Genomic DNA, 24769 nt, shown 5'->3' on the forward strand with positions numbered 1-24769 from the left:
CCCAACGGTGTGGTGGAGAAAATTGGATTCGGGAGAGCTCGGTTCCAAGAGGCGGAGTTCCGGCCCGAATACAATCCGCTCGCAAGCACCCACGATGCGCATCCGCAGTTTATTGTCTGGGAGATGGGCTGGATTGCTCGGCGGCGCTGGCGCTAAGGCGGGGCTGTCGCCGGACAATTAGCATTCACTGCCAACAGCCTTGCAACCGTCACCAGTTGCAAGGCTCGGCGGCGGGTCGACAAATCACATGAAATCGTCGTCGGACCCGCTATCGCTGCTGTCGCTATCCTCGGTTTTGTGGAGATAGAGTGGAGGTTTGCCTGCACGCTGCCACTCACCGGCACTGTTCTTCGTCCATTTGTCGGGATGCTGCGTAGGGTCAAGCACCAGGTCGCCATGATCCACTTCAACAAACCCCATCGTCTGCGCGCGCGCTTGTGCTTCCGGATTAGCCGCACGCCAATTCAGCAACGGTCGGTCGCCGTCTATCCGAAGTTGATGCTCCAGCAGAATATCGCCCGCATTTTCGACGAGCGGATGGGCGACTTGAAGATCCACTATGGAAGTGACCTCAGTTCGACCAGGAAATTGTTCCCGCCAACTTTCCGATTCGAACTCGTTCATGCTGAATCCGCCTTCCATTCTCAGCAGTCCGGCACTCCGGTCTCCCAATTGGTAACTGAAATATCGCGCGTGCTCCGTATCTCGACGGATGCCATATTGCTGAGCAACGTCCGCGGTGCGCCTGGCTCGTGACGATACGAACTCCGAATACTCTTGAGGATTGTCGGCGATGTGCGTGATTTCATCACCATGAAATTGCCTCACCTGTCTCCTGAAGGAAGTCCTGTTGATCTCCACCACAGGAGGTCGGGAATTGAGGGAGTATGCTTGGGGAGCCGCCGATGATGAGGCGCCGCTACCTTCCGATCCGGATAAGTGCATTCGGGCAAATGTGTCCGCGAACCCTTCGCTTCCTGCATCCGATTGCTCGCCGGCATTATGCGCGCGGTAACTATCGGATGAGCCACCAATTCGACCATACATGACGATTCGTACTCCTATGTTTCGCAACCGAGCTCAAGTTAGCACGGCTGTTCAACATAGGGCGCTTAGTTGACGACTAGCTGACGAGGGCATTCCAACGGCTGCACCAATCAAATCCGCACTGCCGGCCTCAAAACCTCGGACTGCGCCACGCACCGGCCAGCAGAGGCTGCAAGGTCATGCCCGGAGGACTTGCCGTAGTTGCTGGGTGGCAGATCCGAGGGGAGTGATTGCCCCAGGCCCGCGGTTGCGCGGTTGGCCTGACAGAGACACTGGGGCACGGATGGCCAGCCGACATTTGCCACTAGCATGGAGCCAGGTCAGTTTTGAACTGGGCAGTCGTGGACTTCCATGACTAGGCCAAGCCTGCGGCAAAGAATGCTTTCGCGACAGGCTGGAAATATTGCATAGGAACCGCGTGGCCGAGTTTTGTAGTGCCTATCAGCTGACGCGCTAAGACATGGTCATGGACGATCGTCAGGCGTAGTGCCCGCGCCTCGCTCAACACATGTGAAACGCGCTCACCTTCGGCACGGCAAACTAAGAACGGCACCCCGGTTTCACCGCGAACGTAACGCAGACCGATCAGGACCGCCCTTCCTGTTAAGACCAGCGTGGCGCGATGCACGCCAAGCGCAGGCTCGTCGGCCGCCTCCTCGCGGATGCGACGCTGTTCACCTTTCAACTCTGGCGCTCCTTGCTGATCCTTCGACTCGCGCGTCACTTCGGTATTGGTCATGCGCATTTCGCGCAGATACAACGCGCGCTGGAGCAGAAGATCGATCAGTCCGCCGACCAGCAGTGCGCCGGCGCCAATTCCCATCAGCAATTTTGTCTCCATAAAGATGAGGCCAACACAGCCCATGCCGCAGATCGGCAGAGGGACCATTGTCTTCCACATCCCGAGAAGGACAATGGAAAAGGTTGCGCTGAGAACCAATACCTTGAACATGGTCTTGCAGACTTCGACCATGGAACGAGCAGACCCCAAGCGCTTCAGCCCTTCAAAGGGGTCAATTTTCTTAAAGCTGAGCTTCATCGGCTCCAGAGAGAAGACAAATCCACCATTGGCTAGCAGGCTGGCCAAAATCACCGCGGCGACAAGGGTTCCAAGCAGCGGGCCAACAGCCGCGACTGTGAGTTGGACGAGCACAACCAATGCCTGCGGCACCGCGGTATCGAAAGGTAGGCTCTGCAACTTGGTGGCTAATAGGAGCGCTTCCCGGCATTTGTCCTCGATCACGCTGCCTCTTAGCCAAAGGTAGCCGAGCCCAGCGCAAGTCCCGACCGCGCGGACGAAATCGGAGCTACGTGGCAGCTGTCCTTTTTTGCGCGCTTCACTTAACTTCTTCGGGCTGGCGGCGTGTGTCTTCTCTTCACTTGTGTCGCTCATGGCAGCAATTTGTCGAACCACTCCAGCACGCCGTTGGCACGTGTGACCTCCAGTTTCATGCTCTCCACCAGATAGGCAGCGTAGGTGACCATGAGAACTGGAAAGACAATGTTCTTGATTGCCGGAGACAGTTGGCTCGCCTTAAATTGCGGGGCAAAGCGACGCAGCAGCATCATCGATATATCAATCAGTATCAGGAAGAACACGACAGGCCCCGAAACCAATAATGCCGTGCGCATTATGCTGTCGAGAAGCCCCAACAACTCCATTGCTCCTGGCCCGCTCAGTGTCGGGTGAAACTGATACACCGGCCAGATCAAGTAGCTGCGGTACAGGACACTGATCAAAGTTTCCAGGCCTCCTGATCCGACGAATATGGCAATCGCAGTGATCCCCAGAAAAACGCCCATCGCGGAAGCCTGACTGTTCGTCGCGGGATCGGCCGAAGCGGTCGGGCTGCTGATGCCGCGTTGGTTGTCGATAAGCTCCCCGGCAGCCTGAAGGCCCCAAAGCGGAATGCCAAGAAAAGTGCCAAGGAGTACACCGACAAAAACTTCCTTGAATCCGAGCAGGGTTAGCTGGATCAGGCGCGTATCAGGATCCAGCGCCGGCAATCCGCCGCTGACGTGTGCCAGGCATGGTAGTGCGAAGCCAACAGCCAAACAGCCCCGGATCAGCCCACTGATCTGCGAGCGTGTGAATACGGGAAAGATCAGCATGATGCCCATCGCGCGGGCTGCCCCAAGACCTGCCGCAACGACGAGTTCGAAAGCCGTCTGGATCAGAATTTGAATATCGGCCGATGGCGCGTCCATGGGGCGGACTAGTAGCTAAGTGTCATTGCGGGAAACTCGGTGAAGATCTGATCGGCTAGCTCTATGAGCGGGGCGCTTAGCACAGGAGCAAACAGCCCAATCACCGCGACAACGACCAGAAGCTTCACGGTGAGCGGCAAGCTTTCATCCTGGATCTGCGTCGCCGCCTGGAGGATGCCGATGACGAGGCCGACAACCACTGATGCAATGAGCGGCGGTAGAATCCAGATCATGAAAACCACCAGTGATTGGCTCATAAGAGTAATGATGCTGGATTCAGTGATGATCAGCCTCCCGGTAACGTATAACTCAGCACAAGCCCATGCATCAATTTTGACCAACCATCAATGGCAACAAACAAGAAGATCTTGAACGGAACAGATATAACAGTTGGTGAGACCATCGACATACCCATTGCCATCAAGATAGTTGTCACTATCAGATCTATAACAATAAAAGGCAGATAAAGTAGAAATCCTATCTCAAATCCGCGCTTCAATTCTGATAGCAAGAAAGATGGTACAAGTATTGCAAAGTCATCAGGCGTGGCTGCAGCGTGCATTTCCTCTGGCCAGACCTTTTCTGTCGAAGATAGGAAAAATCGCCGCTGCTCTTCATTTGTGAATTTCTTGAGATGCTCGCGCAAGGGCTCACTTCCGGCTTTAGCGGCGCTTACCCAGTCGTCGAATGTCTGATAGTGGAGCTTGGGATCCGACATGCGGTCATAGGTCTGCTCAGCAACGGGCGCACTAACGAACATAGTGAGGATCATCGCCGCGGCGTACAGCACCACATTGGGTGGTATGGTCTGGGTCCCGAGCGCATTGCGGACGAGGAAAAGAACAATTGATACCTTTACAAAGGCCGTTGTCGTGGCAACTGCTAAAACCAGCAGACCGAGTCCGGCGGTAACCGCAAGAAGCGCCAGGATTGTCGGCTGAGCTTCACTCATTGCATGCAAACCCGCCACGGAGCCTGATGCCCAGCTCTTCTCCGATGCGGACAATGTCGCCACGCCCGATACGCTGACCATTGGCCACTATGTCGACCGGGCCGTCGATCGGCCATCCAAGTTCAAAAATATGCCCTTCGCCGGCACTTCTTAATTCCCCAAGAGAAATAGGCCAGCGGCCGCATTCAAAGACAAGCACGATCTCGACATCGTCGAGATCCTTAGTAAGCTCCAGTTGCGATCCGGGTTGTGTCATATGCGCACTCTCCAAAGGACACGGTCGCGGGCGGAAAGGCCCCCGCAAGATTAATTCATCGCCGTCAAGATCCGCCTCGGCGCACAACTGGCCGACAGCTAGGGTGATCTGGCCGCGGCCGAACGGCGCAATATCGGGCAACAATGCATCACCGACACATGCGCTTCGAAGAAGCGCCGCAGGAAGGCGAAGCGTGCCGACCTCTCCTGCAACAATGAGCGGGAGCTCTGGAGGCAGCCCGCCCAGCTGCCGCGGCAACTGGGCAAGCAGTTCGCCTAGCGCGCGAAACGCAGGCGGTACTAAGCCGTCAAGTGGCGTGAACAGGAATAGACGGCCCTTGCCCTTGACCGCGCCGAAAATGATGTCGAGTTCAAGATGAGGAGCCAGCATCGTGGCTTCGCATACCCGCACGAGTTGCACGTTCAGACGCGTCGTCTCCTCCAGTCGAGTGACAAGCGGCTCCAGAGCGAGTTCGAGAATTAGCGAAGCAGTTGGCTCGGAAGGGAAGGCCAAGCCGTTCTGCACTGTCGTGATGAACTCCTCTACGAGCGGGCGCGACAGTGACAAGATGACCGTTTCGGCTCCCACTCTCCAGACGCAGTCAAGCATCGGAATGGCAGCAGGTTCCTGCTGCCAGACAAGCCCTGCCGTTCGCACCGATAGCGGCACCTCGTTGATCCGGCTTTGAAACGGCGTGCGCGGCGCTGCTGTATCATTGAGCCACGAGACAACCGTGTGGGACAGTTTCAGAACTGGTTCGAACATGGCGGGTGTGACCGCAGCGCCTATCAAAGACTGCACGGTCGTGTCATTCGGACGACCTCTTGCGACCGTCGGATCCGGTTGCGCGGCATTTAGGCAAGCGACCCCCTCGCATATTTCAGCAGTATCTCATCGTCGGCCTCGATCTCGGCTGCGGCCTCCGAATGAGTCTCGACGGCGCGCCGCACGTCGTCCTCGATTTGTTGCCATTTGTCCCTTGCCGCCGAACATATGACCCATAGCTCCCTCGTCCTGGACGCCGCCATCTCAGCCTCCTCTTGAGCGATTTGGGTATCATCAAGCATCTGCCGTCTGGAATTGATCTCAGCGGCAAGTTGTTCAGTGTGAAGGCGGTGACGGTCGAGCGCTGCGCTAGACAAGTTGTCGAGTGACATCAGATGCTGATAGAGCGCTGCTTCTTTTCTTGAACAATGTTGCTGTATCATTGCAAGCTCCCTAGAGGCATTTTGTACGGCTGAGGCGGCCACATCGCGCTGGGCTTCCTTCTTGGACAGCTCGCCAAGGGCACGACGCTCTTGCATTTCCTTCAGAAGCCGTATACTCGAAGACTGAATCCAGTTTACGCGGTCAGACGCGACATCCATGCGACCGTCTCCTCGAAATCTGACGCGTCATCTTCGCTCTGGCGCAGAAACTCCCTCAGTTCGTCGATTGACGCGACAGCCCGGTCAGTCAGGGGATCTCCACCTGGCTTGTATTCGCCAACATTGATCAAGAACTCGGTCTCGGCATAGCGCGACAGGAGCTCGCGGAAAATGGATGCTGCCTTGCGATGTGTCCCCGAAACGACTGCATCCATGACGCGGCTGCGACTCTGCAGCACATCAATAGCGGGGAAATGCGATCGCGCCGCAATAGCGCGTGAGAGGATGACATGGCCATCGAGAATACCACGCGATTCCTCGGCGATTGGATCACCCGTGCCATCACCCTCTACAAGCACCGTATAGAAGGCCGTGATTGAGCCCCGCTCACCCATGCCGGCGCGCTCGAGCAGGCCTGGCAGCATGCCAAAAACGGAAGGAGGAAAGCCCCGTCGCGTCGGCGGCTCACCCGCAGCAAGGCCTATTTCGCGCATAGCGCGGCAGAAGCGCGTCAGCGAATCCAGCATGAGAGCAACGCGTAGGCCTTGATCGCGGAAATATTCCGCGAGCGCAGTCGCCATTGGAGCGCATTGCGCACGCTCTACCGCCGAGCGGTCGGATGTTTCAACCACGACGACCGTACGGAGAAGGCCCTCTTCACCAAGATTCCTTTCGATGAATTCACGAACTTCCCGTCCACGTTCGCCTATGAGCGCCACTATGACGACGTCAGCGGCGGCACCCTTTACGATCTGTGACAACAGCGTCGACTTGCCACCACCTGGCTCGCCATAAATCCCGATCCGCTGGCCCTCGCCGCACGTCAGCAGACCATCGAGGACACGGACCCCAAGCGGGAATGGCCGCTCAATCATGCGCCTCGTCATCGGATTGGGGGCTCTGCCATGCAGGGGCCGAGTTTCGACGGTCTTGATTTCGCCTTTGCCGTCCAATGGGCGGCAACGACTGTCGATCACGCGACCGAGCAAATCGCCGCCGACGGGCACCTCACGCATTCGGCCAGTGGCCACGACCTCTGCGCGGCTGGATAGGCCCACCAAGTCCCCGATCGGTGTCAGCAATACACCATCACCCGACAGGCCGATCACCTCGGCCTCGAGCGACAGCCCGGTTCGCGGGTCCTCTAGGAGGCAAAGTTCCCCAATACGAGTGTCTGGCAAGACGGCATGAACCAGTGTGCCGATAGCCCGCGTGATCCGACCGCGCACCGCACGCGTGTCAATTCGCTTGGCCGCAGCCCTCAAAGACGAGATTGCTGGAACGAGAGCTCGAGTGTGGGCGTCAGCGTTATGTTCTGGGACGGGCTTTCTCATAGCTCGCCTTTCTCACAGAGCGTCCCGAAACCAAGGCGCAGCGCGCGCATCTGGGCGTCAAGTCCAAGGTCAACATTGCCGTACTCGCTCCACAGCACGCAGCGTTGCGGCGACAATGTCGGGTCGGGCTCGATCCGCACCCTTGGTCGACCATCCTGGCCGTCGCATCGAGCAAACTCTCGTGCAAGCATGTCGACTTGCATGGGAGAAACATGAAGGCAAACGTCGGCGCCGCTGTATTGACACTCTATGGCGTGACGAACAGCCCTCACCAATAGCTCGCCCGGATCGAAAGCGCCGATAAGATCGCTCAATATTTCCATCACGAGCTGCGGCAATTCCTGCTCCAGAGCCGCCTTTCGTCGCGCGATTTCGGAGATTGTCTCCGCAATCAACCCTGCCATCTCCTCGGTGCCTGCATTCGAGCCCTCCATGTGGCCGCGCGCCCACGCCCGCTGGTAAACCGCGCGTGCCCAGTTTCGAACGCGCTGCCGATGCCGTTCTGCCGCGGCAAGGGCTTGCGCGGCGCTGTGCCAGGTTTCGAGCTCGCTCGCGGGTATCAGTGGTCCGACTGGACGCATCTGCGGCGCTATTGGCCCCTCGGAAAGTTCGACTGTCATTTCACCGGGGTCTCTGTCTCAAAATGAGCTACTACAAGTGAAAGCAATTGGCCGGCGGCGGTCCAATGCTCATGTGCTGGAGTCTCCGCGGCAGTCCCCTCGGGCAATCGAAGAAGCACGCGGTTACGCTCGGTCGCTGAACTGTCCTGGAGCCAAGCTCCAAGACATGCGTGTCCATCGTATTCGATTTGCTGAGCGAGTTTTTCTGGGTCCGAGATCAGTCTTTTGTCAACAGCATGCAGCAGGTGTCGGATTCCGAATGCGTGTGCATCCACGCCGATGCGTTTAACAAGGATGGCAAGCTCAGGCTGAGAGACAAACGCGACCAGCGAACGGGCATGCCAGATACTACCAGCAAGAAGGGTCGCTCGATATGGATCATGCCCGCGTAGAAGGTCCGGCCTGCAGCCGATGTGGTTCAGATCCACGTCATCGTTGCCCAGCAATTCTGCCAGCCTTGGATGCAGTCTGGAACACTTCTGCAACTTCACTAACGTTTCGGCCGATAACGCTGGATCAAGACGCGCCGCAAGACGGGTTGGATGGGCCGAAGCCGCAAGCTCGCTCGCGCCCGGAAAGTGCGGACCATCAGGTCGGGCGGTCTGTATAGGCATTGGCAATGAGATGTCACCCACGTCCAATTGCAGGCATTCTTTTGCGAATGGCCTCGACAGCAGAAGCATCCCGGCGCCCCTCGACCTTGGAAACGCCGGTTGATTGCTTGCGCCGACGCGTAACAACGCCGATCAAGAGATAACAGGCCACGGCGAATACGGCTGCGGCAAAACCTGTTACGGTCGCCAGAAGTGGCGCAGGAAGAGGTAGTGATGCTTGTGGCAAAACAGCAGTCGGATCGGGCCGTTGCTCGTGTGCGGAACGTTCTACCGGCACCAAAACCACTTCCACCTTATCGTAGGACAGGCCTTCGATGCTGTCGGCTACAAGCATCTTTATCTTTGGCAGCAGAGCCGCGACATTTGTTTTTGCGTCGTGCCTGATAAACACCGAGGCCGAGGATGGCGTGGCACCGGCTCGCACAAGGTCGTTATGCGGCAGCACGACGTGAACACGTACAGAAAAAACGCCATCGATATCGCTGATCGTCCGCGACAACTCTTCGCTCAGGGCATACACGTAACGGGCACGCTCTTCGGTCGGCGAGGCAATCAGGCCTGATCCTTGGAATATCTCACCGAGGTTCTTGAAGGATTGGCGCGGCAGCCCCTTGGCGTTCAGAAGGTTGATTGAGAAGGCGAGCAGCTTTTCGTCAACCTGGATCGTGCTGGTTCCATCCTTGGCGACCACCCGGATCGCGGCGACCCCGTTGTCTTCAAGAAGTGCGAGCATTTCATTTGCCTCACGCTCTTGCAATTGCGTGTAGAGGTCGGCTTTGCAAGCAGTGAGGGCGACGAGAACTGGCAGCATGACAAGTCTAACCGACCGCCACCCTGACAGGCCACGCATGATTTCGCCCTCGGCCAAGCCAATCATGCGCGCGGTTCAGCCTTCCTTCAAAAGTTTATTCACGGATGATGTGACGCCGCTGACGCCTTTGGAGATAAGCGCCACCTGGGTGACGCCGTTGTAAACATCCCGAAGACCAGCCATCATCGTTTCGAAGTCTTGCCCTTGTTGGGGAATGCCCGAGATTCCGGTTCCCGCCTCACCTGGAACGGGAAGCTTCTGCGCCGGTCCCGGTAGAGCGCCCTTCGAAAGGGCTATGTCATGGTCGAGCGCGGGGAAGGAAACAGTGTTGTGTGGATATAGGGAGGAAATCGTCTGCAACACGCGATCGCCCATGCCGCTCGTCGGCGCAGCCGCGCGCTGAACATCCATCGCCGCAGCAACTGGCGCCGCACTCGCTGGCCCCGCGGCGGCATCGTTTTTCAGCGAGTCGGCTGCATGCCCTAAGGCGCGCTCAAACTGGGCCTGCTCGACAATCGACGGTGATCCGACCCTGGGGAGGCCAGCCGTTAGAGTGGCAGAGATCGACGTGACAGGCATCATCATGTAAGGACTCGGTTGCTCTCTCTGACCGGGCGAGCCCCGCCCATTCATCACCCGGTGTCGGCGCAACACTCCTAGGGGGGCAAGCTGACAACAAGCTGACTAACGGCGGCGTCATTTCGACAATCTAAAATCTCTTCGGCAATTTAGTCACTTGTGATGATTTCAGCGTTTGGTTTATCAGTGCGACATGCCGAGAACGCTTATCCAACCCGTCACCCTGCATGTTTTGAGACTTCTTTGTGCCGGGTTTTTTCTGTCCACCGGGATTCACCCGGCGCATGCAGTCCCGCTGTCCCTTCCGGCGACACCCTATAGATACACGGTTCTGGATCAGGAGCTCGCTGCAGCGTTGCAGGAATTCGGCAACAACCTGAATATCAGGGTCAACATCAGTCCTGCGGTGAAGGGGCGAATTCGCGGACGTATGCCTGATTTGCCACCGCGCGCGTTCCTCGACCGCTTGACGAACCTTTACGGTCTACAATGGTACTATGACGGCCTTGTGCTCTATGTGTCTGCTGCACAAGAATCGCAAACTCGAATGCTTTTGATGACGTCGATTCGCTTCGATGCGTTCAAGGGGGCTCTCGACAAGCTTGATATCTCCGACGAGCGCTATGTGGTCAAACCCGTGCCAGGCAATGGCCTCGTCTTCGTTTCCGGTCCACCGCGCTTCGTCGCACTCGTGGAGCAGACCTTTAACGGCTTGGTGGCGCAGGCGCAGGCGCAGACTCACATAGCGGCAACGCCAAAGGAATCAGTGCTGATCTTGTTTCGCGGCTCCTCCACTACGGTCGTTCGCGACGGACGACCGGATGCTTCTTATTCTTCTGACATCCCACAACAGGATAGCGTTGGCGGGAAGCCTGAGCTGGGCAAGAAATGAACATTGAGGATTTCCCGCAGCTCTGAAGAACATGACTGCGGCTACCCCTTTGTGAACTCTTCGCAAACTCGTCAGTTTCTCGAAAGCTAATCCGCTCATGATGAGTCCCGGCAGCTCTCGCGGTGACTCCGGCCATTGTGTTGGACCGAACCTTGGAGCCGGCCCGGAACACAGCAATTGAAGGCAGGGCAGGCGCATTCGTGACCTGCCGACGCTTGGAATTGTCGAATTTTGTGAAACGCAAGGGATCTTCTGTCGGGGTCTCTTGTGGGGATTTCAACGTCACGTCTGAGGATGCATAATGTCGGCCAGTAATCTTTCAACTTTCTACCGCTCAAATTCGCTACAGTCCGCAAGGGGTTGGCCGGGCCTGAAAGTTTCCCATTTTGCGACCCAGCATCAGCAAAGTGCATCGTGCTTCGAAGCGATGCTGTCCACTTGTGTGCTGGCAGACAAGCCCGGCTCTTTCGCGCAAGGGGATCTGCCAGCGTCGAATCTTGATTCGACAATGGATAAATTGCGGCAGGACCCTTTGGGCCATCTGGCACCGGATGTCTTGACATTGAATGGCTTGGAGCAACACCCACTGGATCTGCTGCCGCCAAATATGAGGGCGGCTCTCAAGGAGGACCAATCGCAACGCTCCAAGGCGACTGAAGCCCAACATCTGCTCGGCGTCACTCCGAAGATCGAGCCGGCTCCCAGGCCGAGCCCCGGAATCACGTGGAACGGTGGGTCGCTGACCACGGCTGAGTTGCAGATTGTTGCGGTACTCAACCGTCACAAGGACCAATGCCCGCTTACTTGGAAGTCGTTGACCGACAAAGCCAATGATCCCTCTACGCCACCGGATCTGAAAGCGGCGATCCAGGGACTGCAGCAGGATTCGGGACTTTTTTATGCGATTGGCTCGCAGGGCGACGGCCGCTGTGGAGGCAAGATCAACGCCAAGGACTTGGCCGGATTTTCAAACCACCACCCACAAGTTGCTGCATTTCAGGAAGCCCAAGCGCGAAGCTACGAGCAGAACTACATACCATCCGACGGCAGCGGAGGTTTGCAGCCTTCGGTCATGACCTTGAGCGATGCCTTGCGGGAGTTTTACCGGTACTCCGAAAATCTGTCCAAGGACCTGAGTCTGGATGAGTTCAAGAAAATGGTCGGCGGCGAATCGAAAAACGGCAAATTTCCGCCCCAGGTCATTGCGGCGGCGCAATATTTCCTCGATCACCCCGATGCTTGGAACCAGTTGTGCGGTGGCTCGAAAGGGAAGATGCACAAAGAGGATTTCCTGCAAGTCGCCTCATCGTCGATGAGCCTCACGCAAACTGAGCTGAATACGGTCGAGATGATCAAGGACCATCAGGACACGTTCTTTGGAAGCGGTGTTCTGACTCGCGACAAACTGGCGAAAATGAAAGACGACAAGAGCCTTGATCCGAAAGTGCGGGAAGCAGCCTCTCAGCTCCTTTCAGATCCTCTTTTGTTTGGCCTCCTGAACAATTCGATCACGGGCTATAAGACCCATCATAAATTCTTCGACTTTGGCGGCGGGCATACGGTTGATTCCGGCAATATCAGCAAAAAAGACTTTGCCCATTTTTGCACAAACATGTCGTCTGCGAACCGCAACGTTCAGCAGCCAATCACCCACGGCGCCCAAACCGCAGAAGAGCAGAATGCCGTCGCGGACATGAAGATGGGCCTGATGGACCAGCCTGACATTAAGTCAGCCAAAAAGAACGGCGGGGCCGTCATGCACGTCGTCGACTCCGTGCTCAAAATCGAGACGAAAGTGCTCGACTTGGCGGCAACGGCGGTGGGACTGCTCAGCTTCATTCCGGGCCTCGGACAAGTAGCCGATCTTGCCTCGATGGTTCTCGAGGCTGAGTCGCAAGCAGCCAATCTCCTGCGTACGGCCATTAACGGAGGCGATATGAAGCGAGCGCTGGAGGAAGCTGGCCTCAATATGGCCGCGCAGGCGATCGGCCTTATCGCAGGCCCCGAGGTCAAGCTGGCCATTCGAAATGGGCTCGTAAAGCACCTGATGGAAGAGGCCTTGGCGGCAGGCATTGATCTTTCGGTCTCGACGGCGCAGGACTACGCAGAAGGCTATGTGAATAACCTCAAAGCGCGCCTTGCAGGCGGCCCTGAGCAAAGCCTAGGCCTTCCGAGCATGCCATCATTCCAGAGTGTGGCAAGCAATGTGCCCTTCGTCGGCATTGCCTTATCCTAGCCGTCGCCTTGCGCGGAAGCTTTGGCTCGCGCGCTGACATAAGGGTCATTGTGGCACAAGCAGGGGTTCATCCGCATCAACGCAAGCGGTGTTCCTGACGCCATCTGGATCGGACTGTGAGGGGGATGTCCGAAGTCTGTGAAGACTTCGGTATATGACGACTTCAGAGTTACGCTGAGCCCAGCCATCTCGAGCCGGTGCGCCGGGTCGAGGTTTTCACGGGCGCCGGCCGGTAGCGGGAATGGTCTCCGGAAGGCACGGCGCGGATGGTGGCGGAGCGGCGCAGCCGAAGGAACGGCTGTCGCGCGCCCAGGGCGGCCTCCCGAACAGCAGACGATGATCTCCTGCCTTGGGCCTATATCCTCGTGCCACGCTCAAGGCAGTCGGCTGAAAACAGCGCTGATTTAAAACAGCATTATCCTGCACTGCACCCTCGATCCTTGCGCTCACCGATCGCTCGTCGACACGCACGCGGTCAAGTCGTTATCGGCGCTATGCCGATGGGCTTCGAGAGCAAGGTGGACGCTGAGCGGTGCGTCAGCCTCAGGGCGCGGCTGGCCAGCTTTGGGTCTCACGCTCTATGACGGCAACACCCGGCTGATCCACTTGGCCTGTTCGCGGGCTCCCGGCAGCGGCGCGGAAGCCACGGTCCGCCTTCCTCGGCTTCAGGCCAAAGATACCGCAGCATGCTCCAGAGCTATGTCTGCCGCCTTCGCCCCATCGTCGCTGGTCATGTGGAAAGGACAAGCAGGCTACGCACCCTATAATCCCGTCGGGCAGGATTCGACAGTCGACGGCGAGACATTCGCCAAACCTCCCCCTTGATTCTCAGCAACGTTAAAAAAAATTCACATAATGTTCGTGAGTGTAGTCTCCTGTCAGGTGGTACATTAGCCCCAATATCTGGCGTCTTAGTCGTAGAAAGGACTGTGATCTATCTTCCATTAGCATCCATACCAGCGGATTTACAGCAAATGACGAGAGAGGTCTCATGCGGATTGATGGGGATAGAAGGGCTAGCGGCTTGCTGCATCCCGTCCGGGTTGATGCTAACCAATGTTGACACTGGTAAATCGCCTAAGGACGGCAGCGCATCTTGATCGCCTTCGAATCCTGGGCCTTTGCGCGCATGCGGATCTAACCGTCGGCGAGCTGGCCGATATTACCGGTCTGCCTCGCGAGCAGGTTCGACGCCACGTTCGGCGGCTGGTCAGAGCCAACTTTCTTTGCTGCAACGAACAACGTCCGCAGTCTTCGTACCATATGCAAGCAGGAGGCAAGGATGGCGAGCTGGCTCAATTGGTGGTCGATCTCCTGCCCCACGATGATGGCCATCATAAAAGAGACCTACAACGCCTGGAAGCAATACAAGACGCGCGGTTGAAGGGACCGCCTGCTTGATCGTGAAATAGATCAGTCCAAATGGAGCGCGACTACCATGGATAACTCCGCCGGCGGCGCCATCGCGCAGCCCGACACTTACGGGCGGCCTCACTTAGCCGCCGTCGACTCCCGCGTTCACGAACTGCTTCTAAGACAGGAGCGTCAGGAGCGGACAACTCTCAAACTGATCGCCTCCGAGAACTTTGCCTCCTCGGCGGTGTTGGAAGCGACCGGGTCGATTTTCACCAACAAGTATGCCGAGGGATACCCCGGTGCGCGCTACTACGCCGGAAACGAGATCGTCGATGAGCTTGAGACCCTCGCGATCGAGCGCCTGAAAGCGCTATTTGGCAGTGAACATGCCAACGTCCAGCCTTATTCAGGCTCGCCAGCCAACCAGGCTGTCTATCGCGCGCTTTTGAGCCCCCGTGACAAAGTCATGGGCTTGCCTTTACCCGAAGGCGGCCATCTGACTCACGGTTGGTCCGTCAATTTTTCCGGCAGCGATTATCAGCGCGTCCCGTACAGGCTGCACGAAAAGACACAGCAAATTGACTATGACCACTTGCGCGAGACCGCCAAGCGGGAACGCCCGAAGCTAATTTGGGTCGGCGGAACTGCTTATCCGCGTATTTTTGACTACGCGGCAATGGCCGAAATTGCTTCGGAGGTGAACTCGTATCTGGTGGCTGACATCGCCCACATCTGCGGCCTGGTTGTCGCAGGAGTGCATCCGAACCCCGTGTCCCATTGCGATGTGGTCACCAGCACCTCTCACAAGTCGATCCGCGGTCCCCGGGGTGGCTTCATTTTATCAAGGAATGAAGACCGTTATCAGCCCCTCCATCATCCGAAGAGCAAACACAATCTGGCCAAACGTATAGACCGCGCCGTGTTCCCTCTTCTGCAAGGCGGACCGCATATGAATACTATCGCCGCGCTTGCCGTCGCTTTGCAGGAAGCAGCGAACTCGTCCTTTCGTGTCTACGGTCAGCAGATCGTCCACAACGCCAAGGCTCTGGCCCAGGCACTTCTGGAGCGAGGTTATGAACTCGTCACCGGGGGCACTGACAATCACATGCTGATCCTTGATCTTCGGGACCGGTCGCTGTCAGGCAAAGCCTATGCGGAGCGCTTATCGCGTGCAGGCATCATTGCGAATTTCAATATGGTCCCGGGCGACCGGCGGCATCCGGCGCTGACAAGCGGCATCCGCTTAGGGACACCAGCGGTGACGTCCATGGGCATGCGCGAAACGGAGATGGTGCAGATCGCCGCTTTCATCGACTCGGTCTGCCGCCAGCCCGATGACCAGGAAGTTCATGCGAGCGTACGAAGAGACGTTGCCGACTTCTGCACTGCGTTCGATGTTCCCGGCATCCCCGACCGATAAGCCACCCCAATCCAGAAACTCCTCACTAACTCCAGCACTTGAAGCGAGGGCATTTTTATGACCAGGCAGTTCGTGTTCTCTTCCGAATCCGTCGGCGCGGGACACCCCGATAAGATGGCAGACAACATCTCCGATGCCATTCTCGATGCGGTCCTGCGCACCGATCCGAAGGCGCGCGTCGCCTGTGAAGTGTTGGTGAAGACGGGGATGGTCGTTGTGGCTGGCGAGATCACCAGCCATGCCCACATCGATTACAGCCAAGTCGCCCGCGATACGATACTCGATATTGGCTACGACGATGATGCGATTGGCTTTGATGGTCGACGTTGCGCCGTCGTTCTGGCCCTCACCGAGCAGTCGCCCGACATAAGCCAGGGCGTTGATGAAGGACGAGGGCAGGATCTCGGGCAAGGGGCAGGGGATCAGGGCATCATGTTTGGATTCGCATGCAACGAGACGGATACATTGATGCCCCTGCCGATCCAACTCGCTCACCATTTGACGAAAAGACAGGCCGAGGTCCGGAAAGCGGGACAGCTTGGCTGGCTGCGTCCGGACGTGAAATCTCAAGTGTCGGTACGCTACGAAGGGCTCCGCCCGGTGGCGCTGGATACCATAGTCCTGTCAACGCAGCATGACGAAGCGGTCTCACAAGCCACGGTCCGCGAAGGCGTCATTGAGGAGATCATAAAACCGGTCCTGCCGGCCCACCTGGATACTTCGGGGATCAGATTTCTGGTCAACCCAACAGGGCGGTTCGTGGTCGGTGGGCCTGCCGGCGACTGCGGCCTCACAGGACGGAAGATCATCGTCGATTCCTACGGTGGGACCGGGCGTCACGGCGGCGGTGCCTTTTCGGGCAAGGACCCATCCAAGGTTGACCGCTCGGCGGCCTATGCCGCCCGGTATGTCGCGAAGAACATCGTTGCCAGCGGCCTTGCGGAGGTCTGCGAGGTTCAGCTTGCCTACGCGATCGGCGTGGCCAGTCCGGTTTCTGTCATGGTCAATACCTTCGGAACCGCAAGGATCGAGGAAAAAAGGATCGAGCGCCTTGTTCTCGAGGTTTTCAATCTCCGACCGAAAGGCATCATCAAGATGCTTGATCTCTTACGGCCGATATACCGCAAGACGGCGACATACGGACACTTCGGGCGTGAAGAGCCTGAGTTCACTTGGGAGAAGACGGACAAAGCTGACGATTTGCTGCGTGAAGCCGGACCGGCAGCTGCGTGAGGGCGGCTGGATCAAGCGCATGCGGCAACCCATTTCAACTCGCGAGACCACGCCCGGCCGGCGTGGCAAGAAGCCGGCTCGGGTTTTGGCGGAGATTTTGATGCCGGATTATGACGTGCTTTGCATCGGCAATGCCATTGTCGACATCATCGCCCAGTGCGACGAGGAATTCCTCGAGACCAACGGCATCATCAAGGGCGCGATGAACCTCATCGACACACAACGCGCCGAACTGCTCTACAGCCGCATGGGCCCGGCGATCGAAGCGTCCGGCGGCAGCGCCGGCAACACGGCGGCCGGCGTCGCCAGCTTTGGCGGCCGCGCGGCCTTCTTCGGCAAGGTCTCCAACGATGCGCTGGGCGAAATCTACGCCCACGACATCCATGCGCAGGGCGTCGCCTTCGGCACCACGCCGCTCAAGGGTGAGCCGCCGACGGCGCGCTCGATGATCTTCGTCACGCCCGACGGCGAGCGCTCGATGAACACCTATCTCGGCGCCTGCGTCGAGCTTGGCCCTGAGGATGTCGAAGCCGACAAGGCGTCCGGCGCCAAGGTCACCTATTTCGAAGGCTATCTGTGGGACCCGCCGCGCGCCAAGGAGGCAATCCGCCAGACGGCGAAGCTGGCGCACGCGGCAGGCCGAGAAGTGTCGATGACGCTGTCGGATTCGTTCTGCGTCGACCGCTACCGCGACGAATTCCTCGACCTGGTGCGCTCGGGCACGGTCGACATCGTCTTTGCCAACAGCCACGAGATCAAGTCGCTCTACCAGACATCGTCGTTCGACGAGGCGCTGGCCCAGATCCGCAAGGATTGCCGGATCGCCGCCGTCACCCGCTCGGAAAAAGGCTCGGTGATCGTGCGCGGCGACGAGACCGTGGTGATCAAGGCGACCGCCATCAAGGAACTGGTCGACACGACGGGCGCCGGCGATCTCTATGCCGCCGGCTTCCTGCATGGCTACACGCAAGGCCGCGACCTGCAGACTTGCGGCGACCTTGGCTCACTGGCAGCCGGATTGGTGATCCAGCAGATCGGCCCCAGGCCCCGTCAGAATTTGCGCCGCGAGGCTGAGCAGGCGGGGCTGACCATTCCGGACGTTCAAACGAGTTAGTGGCCTACCTTCCCGTTGTGCAGGCTATCTCGCCAGAAGCGCAATCACGGAATAGGGAAATCCTGATGTCGAACATGATGAAAGCGCTGGTGAAGGCCAAGGCCGAACCAGGCATCTGGATGGAAGAGGTGCCGGTGCCGGAAATCGGCCCTAACGACGTGCTGATCAAGATCAAGAAGACGGCGATCTGCGGCACCGACGTGCACATCTACAATTGGGACCAGTGGGCGCAGAAGACGGTGCCGGTGCCGATGGTGACGGGCCATGAATTCGTCGGCACCGTTGCCGATTTCGGCGCAGCGGTCACCGAATACAAGGTCGGCCAGCGTGTATCGGGCGAAGGCCACATCGTCTGCGGCCATTGCCGCAACTGTCGCGCCGGGCGAGGGCATCTGTGCCGCAACACGCTCGGCGTCGGCGTCAACCGTCCAGGCGCCTTCGGCGAGTATCTGGCGATCCCGCAGCACAATGTCGTGCCGATCCCCGACGATGTGCCCGATGAGATTGCCGCGATCTTCGATCCCTTGGGCAATGCCGTCCACACCGCATTGTCCTTCGATCTGGTCGGCGAGGACGTGCTGGTGACTGGCGCCGGGCCGATCGGCATCATGGGCGCGCTCGTCGCCCAATGCGTCGGCGCGCGCAAAGTGGTCATCACTGACATCAACCCGGTGCGGCTGGCGCTAGCCAAGAAACTCGGCGTCCAGCATGTCGTCGACGCCTCGAAGGAGAAGCTGCGCGATGTCATGCCGGCACTCGGCATGACCGAGGGTTTTGACGTCGGCCTCGAAATGTCAGGCGCCGCCCCCGCTTTCCGCGACATGATCGACACCATGAACAATGGCGGCAAGATCGCCATTCTGGGCATCGCGCCGACCGGCTTCGAGATCGACTGGAACAAGGTCATCTTCAAGATGCTGCATCTCAAAGGCATCTACGGCCGCGAGATGTTCGAAACCTGGTACAAGATGATCGCGCTTGTGCAGGGTCCGCTGGATGTCTCCGGCCTGATCACCCACCGCATCGGCATCGACGATTTTCAGATCGGTTTCGATGCGATGAAGAGCGGCAGTTCCGGCAAGGTGGTGATGGACTGGTAGGGATTGCCTTGGCCGCTATTCAGGAAAAGCTGACGACAGCACCTCTGGTCCGCCGGACATTTTCCAACTAGGGGAACATGGCTGGGTGGAGAGCTATGGCTCCGCTACGTGCGCTCGCTAATCATATACGGCGACGTATCGCGGCCCACCCGGTGACGGTCGATGGGGCAATTCGCTTCAGTCGATGACGGAAACCCGGTGAACCGATGCTGAGGCCCCGACGCGATCGTCTATTTCCTATGATCTGCGATTGAGGTCGAGGTGTTGCCGCTTTCAGCGGGTAAGATGCGATAGACGACTTCCGGTACCCTTCCGGTCAGCGAAAAGGAAGGCAACGAGCCGCATTGCCTCAAGCAAAATGTTACCAATAGTGTCCTGTTCCAAAGGGGATGGACAGGTCGTGCCATTCCGGTTCGGGGGAAGGATGGCGCGGCTCAGCATGGCGACACGGTGAAGCGGCGATCGTGGAGCTTTATTGCGGCGTTGACAAGCGGCGCATTCTGGATGAGTTCGAGGCGGTAACCGGCTATTATTCGCAAGCGCGCGATCCGTCTTATGAACCGTCGTGAGCAGAGGCCGTCTGCGGGCAAGAGCCGCAGCCGCTGTTACGGCAGCGATGTCCGCGACGCGCTCATCGTGTTGTGGGAGGATTCGGAGCGGCTGGGTCCGCATCGACGCTCGCGGCGGCCAGCGCCGCCGGGCAGGAATGAGTTCGCAGTTCGCCGCTCGGTGCCAGCCCGCACCTTCGGCGATTGGAAAGATCCGCCGCCCGGCTTTGTTGAGCGCATTCGGGCACGTCTTCGTCAGGGAGCTTCGTGCAGACGATGGTGCTGACCGGATTGCCGCCGGCTGGACCGATTGCATTCCGCTCCGCACGCGCGACAGCGGCAATGTGATCATGGCGATCAAGCAGGCCCGCTCCCGGTTTCGCTGACCCTGTGCTGCTGTTTGCCGGCATCCGCCCGCACAGGAAGAGCTTGTAAAAGTGCGGAAATCGAGGAGCCGTTGGTCGTCGATCTTCAGCCTGAACGCGGTCGTTTGCTGGTGCCGCAAATCGGCTGTTGCATGTACATCCCTGTCAGACGTCAGTTTTCCTCGCCTATTTTGGTGTCGAGCGCGAAGTGCTCCAACCAGATTGCAAGGCTTTTTGGAAATGAGAGCGGCTTTGCGCAGGGCGCTCCGTTGTTGAGCATTCAAGCTACCAAGCCAATGACGCGCAGGTTCCACCAGGCTCGCCAGCCTTGAAGGACAGCGAAAAAAGCAGAGCACGACAGACACAACAGTGCATCAGGACGCCGCAGTCGTTGAAGATGGTGCGCTGCATCCATACCGTGGATGCATTCGATCCAAATAATCGATTTGTTCAATCAGTTTCTCGAAAGCTAACCCTACCCTCTGTGGGAATCGGGCTCTGAGCCGCGACGCTGCCTTGCGAGCGCAGGGGCTGCACGTAGGAGAGATGATGCAACGAGAAATCGCACGCGGGTTGCTGGCCTCGTGGGTTCGCCGACCGGCGTATTTGAGCCCGTCAGTTGGTCCTCACCCGCGCCTATTGCCACCGAGCGACTTGCATGTCCCTCCGACTCGGACCAGTTCCGAGAGCTGCGACGAGTTGCGCGCCGTGTGCTCCGATCAGATGGCCGCCGGTGACGCGTTCGATGGGCCGTCCCTCTTCGAGAGGAGATGAAATGCGAACGCTGCTCGTGGATCATCATGCGGATCTTGCGCGCGCCATGCGACTTGCGCTCGGGGATGGCGGCTTCGTCGTTGATGTCGTTGGTACTCTGGAACTGGCTTCGAGTGCATTTTCTTGCGCCAGCTATGAAATTCTCCTGCTGGAATTGGCTCTGCCAGATGGCGATGGCTTGGGTTGGCTGAGGCAGTTGAGGACCCACGGGCATTCAGTTCCTGCCGTCATTATGAGCAGCCTTAACGATCTCGATAAGCGAATTGCGATCTTCAACGGTGGTGCGGACGACTTTCTGCTCAAACCCATCTCTACCGATGAGCTTATTGCCAGAATGAGAGCCATTCTGCGCCGGGCGACACAGATGACCGACCTGAGGCTCGTATTTGGCAATCTCGACTTTGATCCGGTCGCCCGCCAGGTTTTCGTTGATGGGCACCCAATGATGATCGCACGTCGCGAACTCTGTGTTCTAGAGCACCTGCTTAACCGGGCAGGCCGCATCGTGCCCCGTGCGCAATTGGAAGATCACCTCTATTCATTCAACGACGACGTGTCTGCCAACGCGCTTGAAGTCGGAATTTATCGTTTACGGGGACATCTGACCAGATCAGGTGCAACGCCACGGATCAAGACCATCCGAGGCATTGGTTACATCCTAGAATTGACTGACGCCTCGTCCGCATAGTTTGTCGAATCGAAAGAAGATCTATTTTGCTGATCCTTCAACATCCTTGCGCTGCGCTCAATTGGCGGGCGATCGCCAACAAGGTTACAAGACCTGCAGTGCCCCGTTACCTGGGCCATCTCCTCTGCGCGCTTATTGTGACTTTCCCACTTGGTGTCGCGGCGCAAAACAAGCAGGACAAAGGCCCGCCGCATGCGGCTTCGAATAGCATCAACGCCACGCTGACCCTTTCCTCTTCGCTCGGGGAGACCGTTCATCTGCCCGGGCCAGCCACGACCATCTTTGTTGCTGACCCCACGATCGCGGATTTTCAGGCGCCATCGAGCAAAACAATCTTCGTCTTTGGCAAGAAATCGGGGCGGACCAGCCTATTCGCCTTGGATGGCAATGGCGAGCCTCTCGCCGAATTGCGTATCGTTGTCACGCAACCGATCGGGGATTTACGCGCCATGTTGCGGGAGCAGGTCGGCGACTATCCCATCCGCGTCAACTATACGCCGCGCGGCGCAATCCTTAGCGGGACGGCGCCCGACGCAGAGGTCGCCGACACCGCAAAAAGAGTCACTGAGCAATATCTGGGCGACGGAGCGCAAGTCGTCAACAACATCAAGGTCGCTGGATCCCTGCAAGTTAACCTCAGCGTGCGCGTAGCCGAAGTCTCACGCAGCGCCATGAAGTCACTCGGCGTCAACTTGTCCGCCTTCGGTCAAATCGGCAATTTCAAAGTGGGCGTTCTAAGCGGAAGCGCTGCAAGCGCTGGGTCTGGTTCAACCCAGGGTGGCGGTACAGCAGAAATCGGATTCGACAACGGTGCCGTCAACGTCAGCGCGGTTCTCGACGCGCTCGCCAAGGAGCATATAGCTTCCGTCCTGGCTGAGCCGAACCTCACCGCTATGTCGGGTGAAAAGGCCAGCTTTCTCGCGGGCGGCGAATTTCCCATTCCTGTCCTGCAGGAAAACAGGCAGGTATCGGTTGAATTCCGTCACTTCGGCGTCAGTCTGGAATTTGTGCCGACAGTTCTCAGCAACAATCAAATCAACATTCACGTAACGCCCGAAGTCAGTGAACTGTCGACGCAAGGTGCCGTGCAAATCAACGGAATTTCCGTGCCGGCAGTTTCCACGCGCCGAGCCGATACGGTCGTCGAACTCGCCAGCGGCCAGAGCTTCGCAATCGGCGGTCTAATCAGGCGGAACGTCAACAATGATGTCAGGGCCTTTCCCTGGCTCGGAGAACTGGCGATCCTGGGACCGCTTTTTCGCTCGACCTCGTTTCAAAAAGAGGAGTCAGAACTGGTCATTCTAGTTACGCCTTACATTGTAAGACCAGGCTCCAACCCAAACCAGATGAGCGCACCGACCGAGCGGGCGGCACCGGCTTTGAACGGAGGGGGCGCTCCGACGAATTCCGTGACAAGTCCCCCGCGAGACCGCGCTGCTATCCGTGCGGGCGCGCCAAGCGCCCAGGGCGGTCTCGGCTTCATCATCGAATAGTGTCATCCAAAGATGTTGCGTTTTATAATCCTCTTTGTCGCTCTGGCACCAAGCGTAAGTGGCTGCACAAGCACTACGCCAGTTGATGTCGAACCATCGGCACCAATGCTTGTCCGAGAGGAGACCACCGTCCTGACGTTGCAAAGCCTGCGCGCTTCCGAACGGCAGCGTTTGCGTGTTTTCCTAGACAAGGCCAGTCGCGGCCGGTTCGATGCCATCCACCTCCTCATCAGCGGTTCGCCCCAGCTCAGCGCAGGGGTAGCCCATCAGGCCAGGCAGTTGGCAATCGAAGAAGACAACATTCAATTGCGCGATCAACACGACGCCGGCTCAGTGCGAATTGAGGCGATTGTCTATCACGCCCGTCCGCCGGTCTGTCCCTCATATGGTGCCTTACCCAATGAAGAATCCTTCAAACAGCCGCTTGGTTGTTCGACAGGACATAACCTGGCCGTGATGGTCAACGATCCGCGCGATCTGCTCGACAATCAGGCCGTCAAGGCCGGCGATGGCGATCGTGCTTCTGTACCAGTTGCAACTTACAGAACATTCGGGACGGATAAAGGTGGCTGATACCGCCCTTATCTCGGCAGCACTCCTACCGGAGATTGAAAGCTTCCAATCGCGTCCTGATCTAAAATAAAAGGAACCGCTGGATGCAATATAGGCGCTATATCGAGGGCCTTAGGGCCGTTGCTGTACTTCCGGTCGTACTCTTTCATTTCGGAATTTCGGCGATCCCGGGTGGCTTTAGCGGGGTCGATATCTTCTTCGTCATCTCCGGCTACCTAACCAGCGGAAGCCTCCTGGATGACCTTGAACGCGGCCAATTTTCCATCGTCAACTTCTACTGGCGCCGTGCCCGGCGCATTCTGCCGGCGCTCGTCTTTGTGATGCTTCTCACCTGCATTGCGGCATTGTTCATTCTTCTGCCACCGGATCTGCGCGGATTCAGTCTTAGCATCATAGCTACCTCGACCTTCTGGTCGAACGTTTTCTTCTGGAAAACGTCAAGTTACTTCTCTATCGATGCCGCGCTTCTACCACTGTTGCACACTTGGCCGCTTTCCGTAGCGGAGCAGTACTACATCTTCGCACCAATCCTGATGTTCCTAATCTATCGCTACATCGGGAAGCGCTGGCTGACGACACTTCTTCCGATAATTCTCTGCAGCTTCGTAGTGGCGGTGATGGCGACATCGCTGGCACCCACCGCCGGATTCTATCTGCTGCCGACCCGAATCTGGGAACTCATGTTGGGCGCCCTGCTCATGCTCAAATGCCCCTCGCCGCTGGGCAACCGACTCCTGATGGAGTCGGTGGGGGTGGCCGGATTTGGCCTTCTCGCCATCGGGTTCTTCGCGATTTCGGCGAGTGATCCGTTCCCAGGCTACAACGCCTTGTATCCATGCATCGGAACGGCCCTTCTGATCTATGTTGGCCAAAATACCCCCTCGACGGTCGCCACCCGCATGCTCGAAGTCAGGCCGCTGGTCTGGATTGGGCTCATCTCGTATTCGTTGTATCTTGTTCACTGGCCTCTCAATGCGTTCGCGCACTATCTTTCGTTCCAAAAACTCGATCCGTTGATGACCGGTGCGATGTTGGTGGCAAGCCTCGCATTGGCTGCATTCTCCTGGAAGTTTGTAGAGCAGCCGTTTCGACAGAAGAGGGCCTTCACCTCCCCGGGGCCTATCTTCGCCTTTTCAGCGCTCGCGATCGTTGTCCTTTGTGCCGGCGGAGCGGCGGGGGCGCTCGGCAA

The 24769-nt window shown here is 58.0% G+C and carries 23 protein-coding genes and 1 pseudogene; 12 read left to right on the forward strand and 12 right to left on the reverse strand.

Annotated elements, in window-relative coordinates; all coding sequences use genetic code 11:
• Positions 1-243: 243 nt before the first annotated feature.
• The 12 genes from EN969_RS00070 to EN969_RS00125 form a co-directional block, all read right to left on the reverse strand.
• Positions 244-1047 (reverse strand): hypothetical protein, encoded by an 804-nt coding sequence (locus EN969_RS00070; protein ID WP_024505378.1) that lies wholly within the window; start codon positions 1045-1047, stop codon positions 244-246.
• 355 nt (positions 1048-1402) lie between these two features.
• Positions 1403-2440 carry an EscU/YscU/HrcU family type III secretion system export apparatus switch protein gene (locus tag EN969_RS00075; RefSeq protein ID WP_024505377.1) on the reverse strand — a complete coding sequence of 346 codons (1038 nt, stop codon included), beginning with the start codon at positions 2438-2440 and terminating at the stop codon, positions 1403-1405.
• Positions 2437-3255 carry a type III secretion system export apparatus subunit SctT gene (sctT, locus tag EN969_RS00080; RefSeq protein WP_063169270.1) on the reverse strand — a complete coding sequence of 273 codons (819 nt, stop codon included), beginning with the start codon at positions 3253-3255 and terminating at the stop codon, positions 2437-2439. The genes EN969_RS00075 and sctT overlap by 4 nt, the downstream gene beginning before the upstream one ends.
• An 8-nt stretch (positions 3256-3263) precedes the next feature.
• Entirely contained in the window at positions 3264-3512 is a 249-nt protein-coding gene (locus tag EN969_RS00085) for an EscS/YscS/HrcS family type III secretion system export apparatus protein (protein ID WP_081714428.1), read from the reverse strand.
• Positions 3513-3541: 29 nt separating this feature from the next.
• Positions 3542-4207, reverse strand: coding sequence for a type III secretion system export apparatus subunit SctR (gene sctR / locus EN969_RS00090; protein ID WP_029354851.1), 666 nt, complete (start codon positions 4205-4207; stop codon positions 3542-3544).
• A complete protein-coding gene (gene sctQ, locus EN969_RS00095; protein WP_095769044.1) occupies positions 4200-5228 on the reverse strand; it encodes a type III secretion system cytoplasmic ring protein SctQ in 1029 nt (342 codons plus the stop codon). Before sctQ ends, sctR begins: the two co-directional genes overlap by 8 nt.
• An 89-nt stretch (positions 5229-5317) precedes the next feature.
• Positions 5318-5830, reverse strand: a complete 513-nt coding sequence (locus EN969_RS00100) for a hypothetical protein (protein ID WP_063169269.1) — start codon at positions 5828-5830, stop codon at positions 5318-5320.
• Positions 5806-7164, reverse strand: a complete 1359-nt coding sequence (gene sctN, locus EN969_RS00105; protein WP_063169268.1) for a type III secretion system ATPase SctN — start codon at positions 7162-7164, stop codon at positions 5806-5808. Before sctN ends, EN969_RS00100 begins: the two co-directional genes overlap by 25 nt.
• Positions 7161-7784, reverse strand: coding sequence for a type III secretion system stator protein SctL (gene sctL, locus EN969_RS00110; protein WP_024505371.1), 624 nt, complete (start codon positions 7782-7784; stop codon positions 7161-7163). Before sctL ends, sctN begins: the two co-directional genes overlap by 4 nt.
• Positions 7781-8419 carry a nodulation protein NolU gene (locus EN969_RS00115; protein ID WP_306462320.1) on the reverse strand — a complete coding sequence of 213 codons (639 nt, stop codon included), beginning with the start codon at positions 8417-8419 and terminating at the stop codon, positions 7781-7783. Before EN969_RS00115 ends, sctL begins: the two co-directional genes overlap by 4 nt.
• Entirely contained in the window at positions 8412-9275 is an 864-nt protein-coding gene (gene sctJ, locus EN969_RS00120; protein WP_024505369.1) for a type III secretion inner membrane ring lipoprotein SctJ, read from the reverse strand. The genes EN969_RS00115 and sctJ overlap by 8 nt, the downstream gene beginning before the upstream one ends.
• A gap of 9 nt (positions 9276-9284) precedes the next feature.
• Positions 9285-9794 carry a nodulation protein NolB gene (locus EN969_RS00125; RefSeq protein WP_024505368.1) on the reverse strand — a complete coding sequence of 170 codons (510 nt, stop codon included), beginning with the start codon at positions 9792-9794 and terminating at the stop codon, positions 9285-9287.
• Positions 9795-9981: 187 nt separating this feature from the next.
• On the opposite strand from EN969_RS00125, the gene EN969_RS00130 reads away from it, so the two are divergent.
• From EN969_RS00130 to EN969_RS00185, 12 genes and pseudogenes are all read left to right on the forward strand, one after another.
• Entirely contained in the window at positions 9982-10680 is a 699-nt protein-coding gene (locus tag EN969_RS00130) for a secretin N-terminal domain-containing protein (protein WP_024505367.1), read from the forward strand.
• 301 nt (positions 10681-10981) lie between these two features.
• Positions 10982-12916 (forward strand): HrpF/NolX family T3SS translocon protein, encoded by a 1935-nt coding sequence (locus tag EN969_RS00135; protein ID WP_024505366.1) that lies wholly within the window; start codon positions 10982-10984, stop codon positions 12914-12916.
• 1056 nt (positions 12917-13972) lie between these two features.
• Positions 13973-14317 carry a helix-turn-helix domain-containing protein gene (locus EN969_RS00140; RefSeq protein ID WP_082826567.1) on the forward strand — a complete coding sequence of 115 codons (345 nt, stop codon included), beginning with the start codon at positions 13973-13975 and terminating at the stop codon, positions 14315-14317.
• A gap of 37 nt (positions 14318-14354) precedes the next feature.
• Positions 14355-15692, forward strand: a complete 1338-nt coding sequence (gene glyA, locus EN969_RS00145) for a serine hydroxymethyltransferase (RefSeq protein ID WP_063169266.1) — start codon at positions 14355-14357, stop codon at positions 15690-15692.
• 57 nt (positions 15693-15749) lie between these two features.
• Positions 15750-16925, forward strand: coding sequence for a methionine adenosyltransferase (gene metK, locus EN969_RS00150; RefSeq protein WP_063169265.1), 1176 nt, complete (start codon positions 15750-15752; stop codon positions 16923-16925).
• Positions 16926-17025: 100 nt separating this feature from the next.
• A complete protein-coding gene (locus EN969_RS00155; protein WP_063170366.1) occupies positions 17026-18039 on the forward strand; it encodes an adenosine kinase in 1014 nt (337 codons plus the stop codon).
• A gap of 65 nt (positions 18040-18104) precedes the next feature.
• Positions 18105-19139: an L-threonine 3-dehydrogenase gene (tdh, locus tag EN969_RS00160; RefSeq protein ID WP_127312796.1), complete on the forward strand. Its 1035-nt coding sequence runs from the start codon at positions 18105-18107 to the stop codon at positions 19137-19139.
• 714 nt (positions 19140-19853) lie between these two features.
• Positions 19854-20022 (forward strand): annotated as a pseudogene (locus tag EN969_RS35725) (transposase); the annotation flags it as partial.
• Positions 20023-20827: 805 nt separating this feature from the next.
• On the forward strand, positions 20828-21514 hold the full coding sequence (locus EN969_RS00170) for a response regulator transcription factor (RefSeq protein ID WP_063169262.1): 687 nt from the start codon (positions 20828-20830) through the stop codon (positions 21512-21514).
• 71 nt (positions 21515-21585) lie between these two features.
• Positions 21586-23007, forward strand: a complete 1422-nt coding sequence (locus tag EN969_RS00175) for a type II and III secretion system protein family protein (protein WP_063170365.1) — start codon at positions 21586-21588, stop codon at positions 23005-23007.
• 12 nt (positions 23008-23019) lie between these two features.
• Positions 23020-23580 (forward strand): CpaD family pilus assembly lipoprotein, encoded by a 561-nt coding sequence (locus EN969_RS00180; protein WP_063169261.1) that lies wholly within the window; start codon positions 23020-23022, stop codon positions 23578-23580.
• An 83-nt stretch (positions 23581-23663) separates the two neighbouring features.
• Positions 23664-24769, forward strand: a 1106-nt coding sequence (locus EN969_RS00185) for an acyltransferase (protein WP_164758118.1), incomplete at its 3' end; no start/stop codon positions are given.

Origin of the sequence: Mesorhizobium sp. M7A.F.Ca.CA.003.01.2.1 (genome assembly GCF_003998945.1) — a bacterium.
Taxonomy (GTDB): Bacteria; Pseudomonadota; Alphaproteobacteria; order Rhizobiales; family Rhizobiaceae; genus Mesorhizobium; species Mesorhizobium ciceri.

Bases quoted from the DNA above. Each gene is read 5' to 3' on its own strand.
- EN969_RS00135 (WP_024505366.1), top strand. From the start codon at position 10,982: ATGTCGGCCAGTAATCTTTCAACTTTCTACCGCTCAAATTCGCTACAG.
- EN969_RS00075 (WP_024505377.1), bottom strand. From the start codon at position 2,440: ATGAGCGACACAAGTGAAGAGAAGACACACGCCGCCAGCCCGAAGAAG.
- EN969_RS00140 (WP_082826567.1), top strand. From the start codon at position 13,973: ATGTTGACACTGGTAAATCGCCTAAGGACGGCAGCGCATCTTGATCGC.
- sctL (WP_024505371.1), bottom strand. From the start codon at position 7,784: ATGACAGTCGAACTTTCCGAGGGGCCAATAGCGCCGCAGATGCGTCCA.
- sctN (WP_063169268.1), bottom strand. From the start codon at position 7,164: ATGAGAAAGCCCGTCCCAGAACATAACGCTGACGCCCACACTCGAGCT.
- EN969_RS00170 (WP_063169262.1), top strand. From the start codon at position 20,828: ATGCGAACGCTGCTCGTGGATCATCATGCGGATCTTGCGCGCGCCATG.
- EN969_RS00125 (WP_024505368.1), bottom strand. From the start codon at position 9,794: ATGATGATGCCTGTCACGTCGATCTCTGCCACTCTAACGGCTGGCCTC.
- sctT (WP_063169270.1), bottom strand. From the start codon at position 3,255: ATGGACGCGCCATCGGCCGATATTCAAATTCTGATCCAGACGGCTTTC.
- sctR (WP_029354851.1), bottom strand. From the start codon at position 4,207: ATGAGTGAAGCTCAGCCGACAATCCTGGCGCTTCTTGCGGTTACCGCC.
- EN969_RS00100 (WP_063169269.1), bottom strand. From the start codon at position 5,830: ATGGATGTCGCGTCTGACCGCGTAAACTGGATTCAGTCTTCGAGTATA.
- metK (WP_063169265.1), top strand. From the start codon at position 15,750: ATGACCAGGCAGTTCGTGTTCTCTTCCGAATCCGTCGGCGCGGGACAC.
- glyA (WP_063169266.1), top strand. From the start codon at position 14,355: ATGGATAACTCCGCCGGCGGCGCCATCGCGCAGCCCGACACTTACGGG.
- EN969_RS00130 (WP_024505367.1), top strand. From the start codon at position 9,982: ATGCCGAGAACGCTTATCCAACCCGTCACCCTGCATGTTTTGAGACTT.
- tdh (WP_127312796.1), top strand. From the start codon at position 18,105: ATGTCGAACATGATGAAAGCGCTGGTGAAGGCCAAGGCCGAACCAGGC.
- EN969_RS00155 (WP_063170366.1), top strand. From the start codon at position 17,026: ATGCCGGATTATGACGTGCTTTGCATCGGCAATGCCATTGTCGACATC.
- EN969_RS00070 (WP_024505378.1), bottom strand. From the start codon at position 1,047: ATGTATGGTCGAATTGGTGGCTCATCCGATAGTTACCGCGCGCATAAT.
- EN969_RS00180 (WP_063169261.1), top strand. From the start codon at position 23,020: ATGTTGCGTTTTATAATCCTCTTTGTCGCTCTGGCACCAAGCGTAAGT.
- sctQ (WP_095769044.1), bottom strand. From the start codon at position 5,228: ATGTTCGAACCAGTTCTGAAACTGTCCCACACGGTTGTCTCGTGGCTC.
- sctJ (WP_024505369.1), bottom strand. From the start codon at position 9,275: ATGATTGGCTTGGCCGAGGGCGAAATCATGCGTGGCCTGTCAGGGTGG.
- EN969_RS00085 (WP_081714428.1), bottom strand. From the start codon at position 3,512: ATGAGCCAATCACTGGTGGTTTTCATGATCTGGATTCTACCGCCGCTC.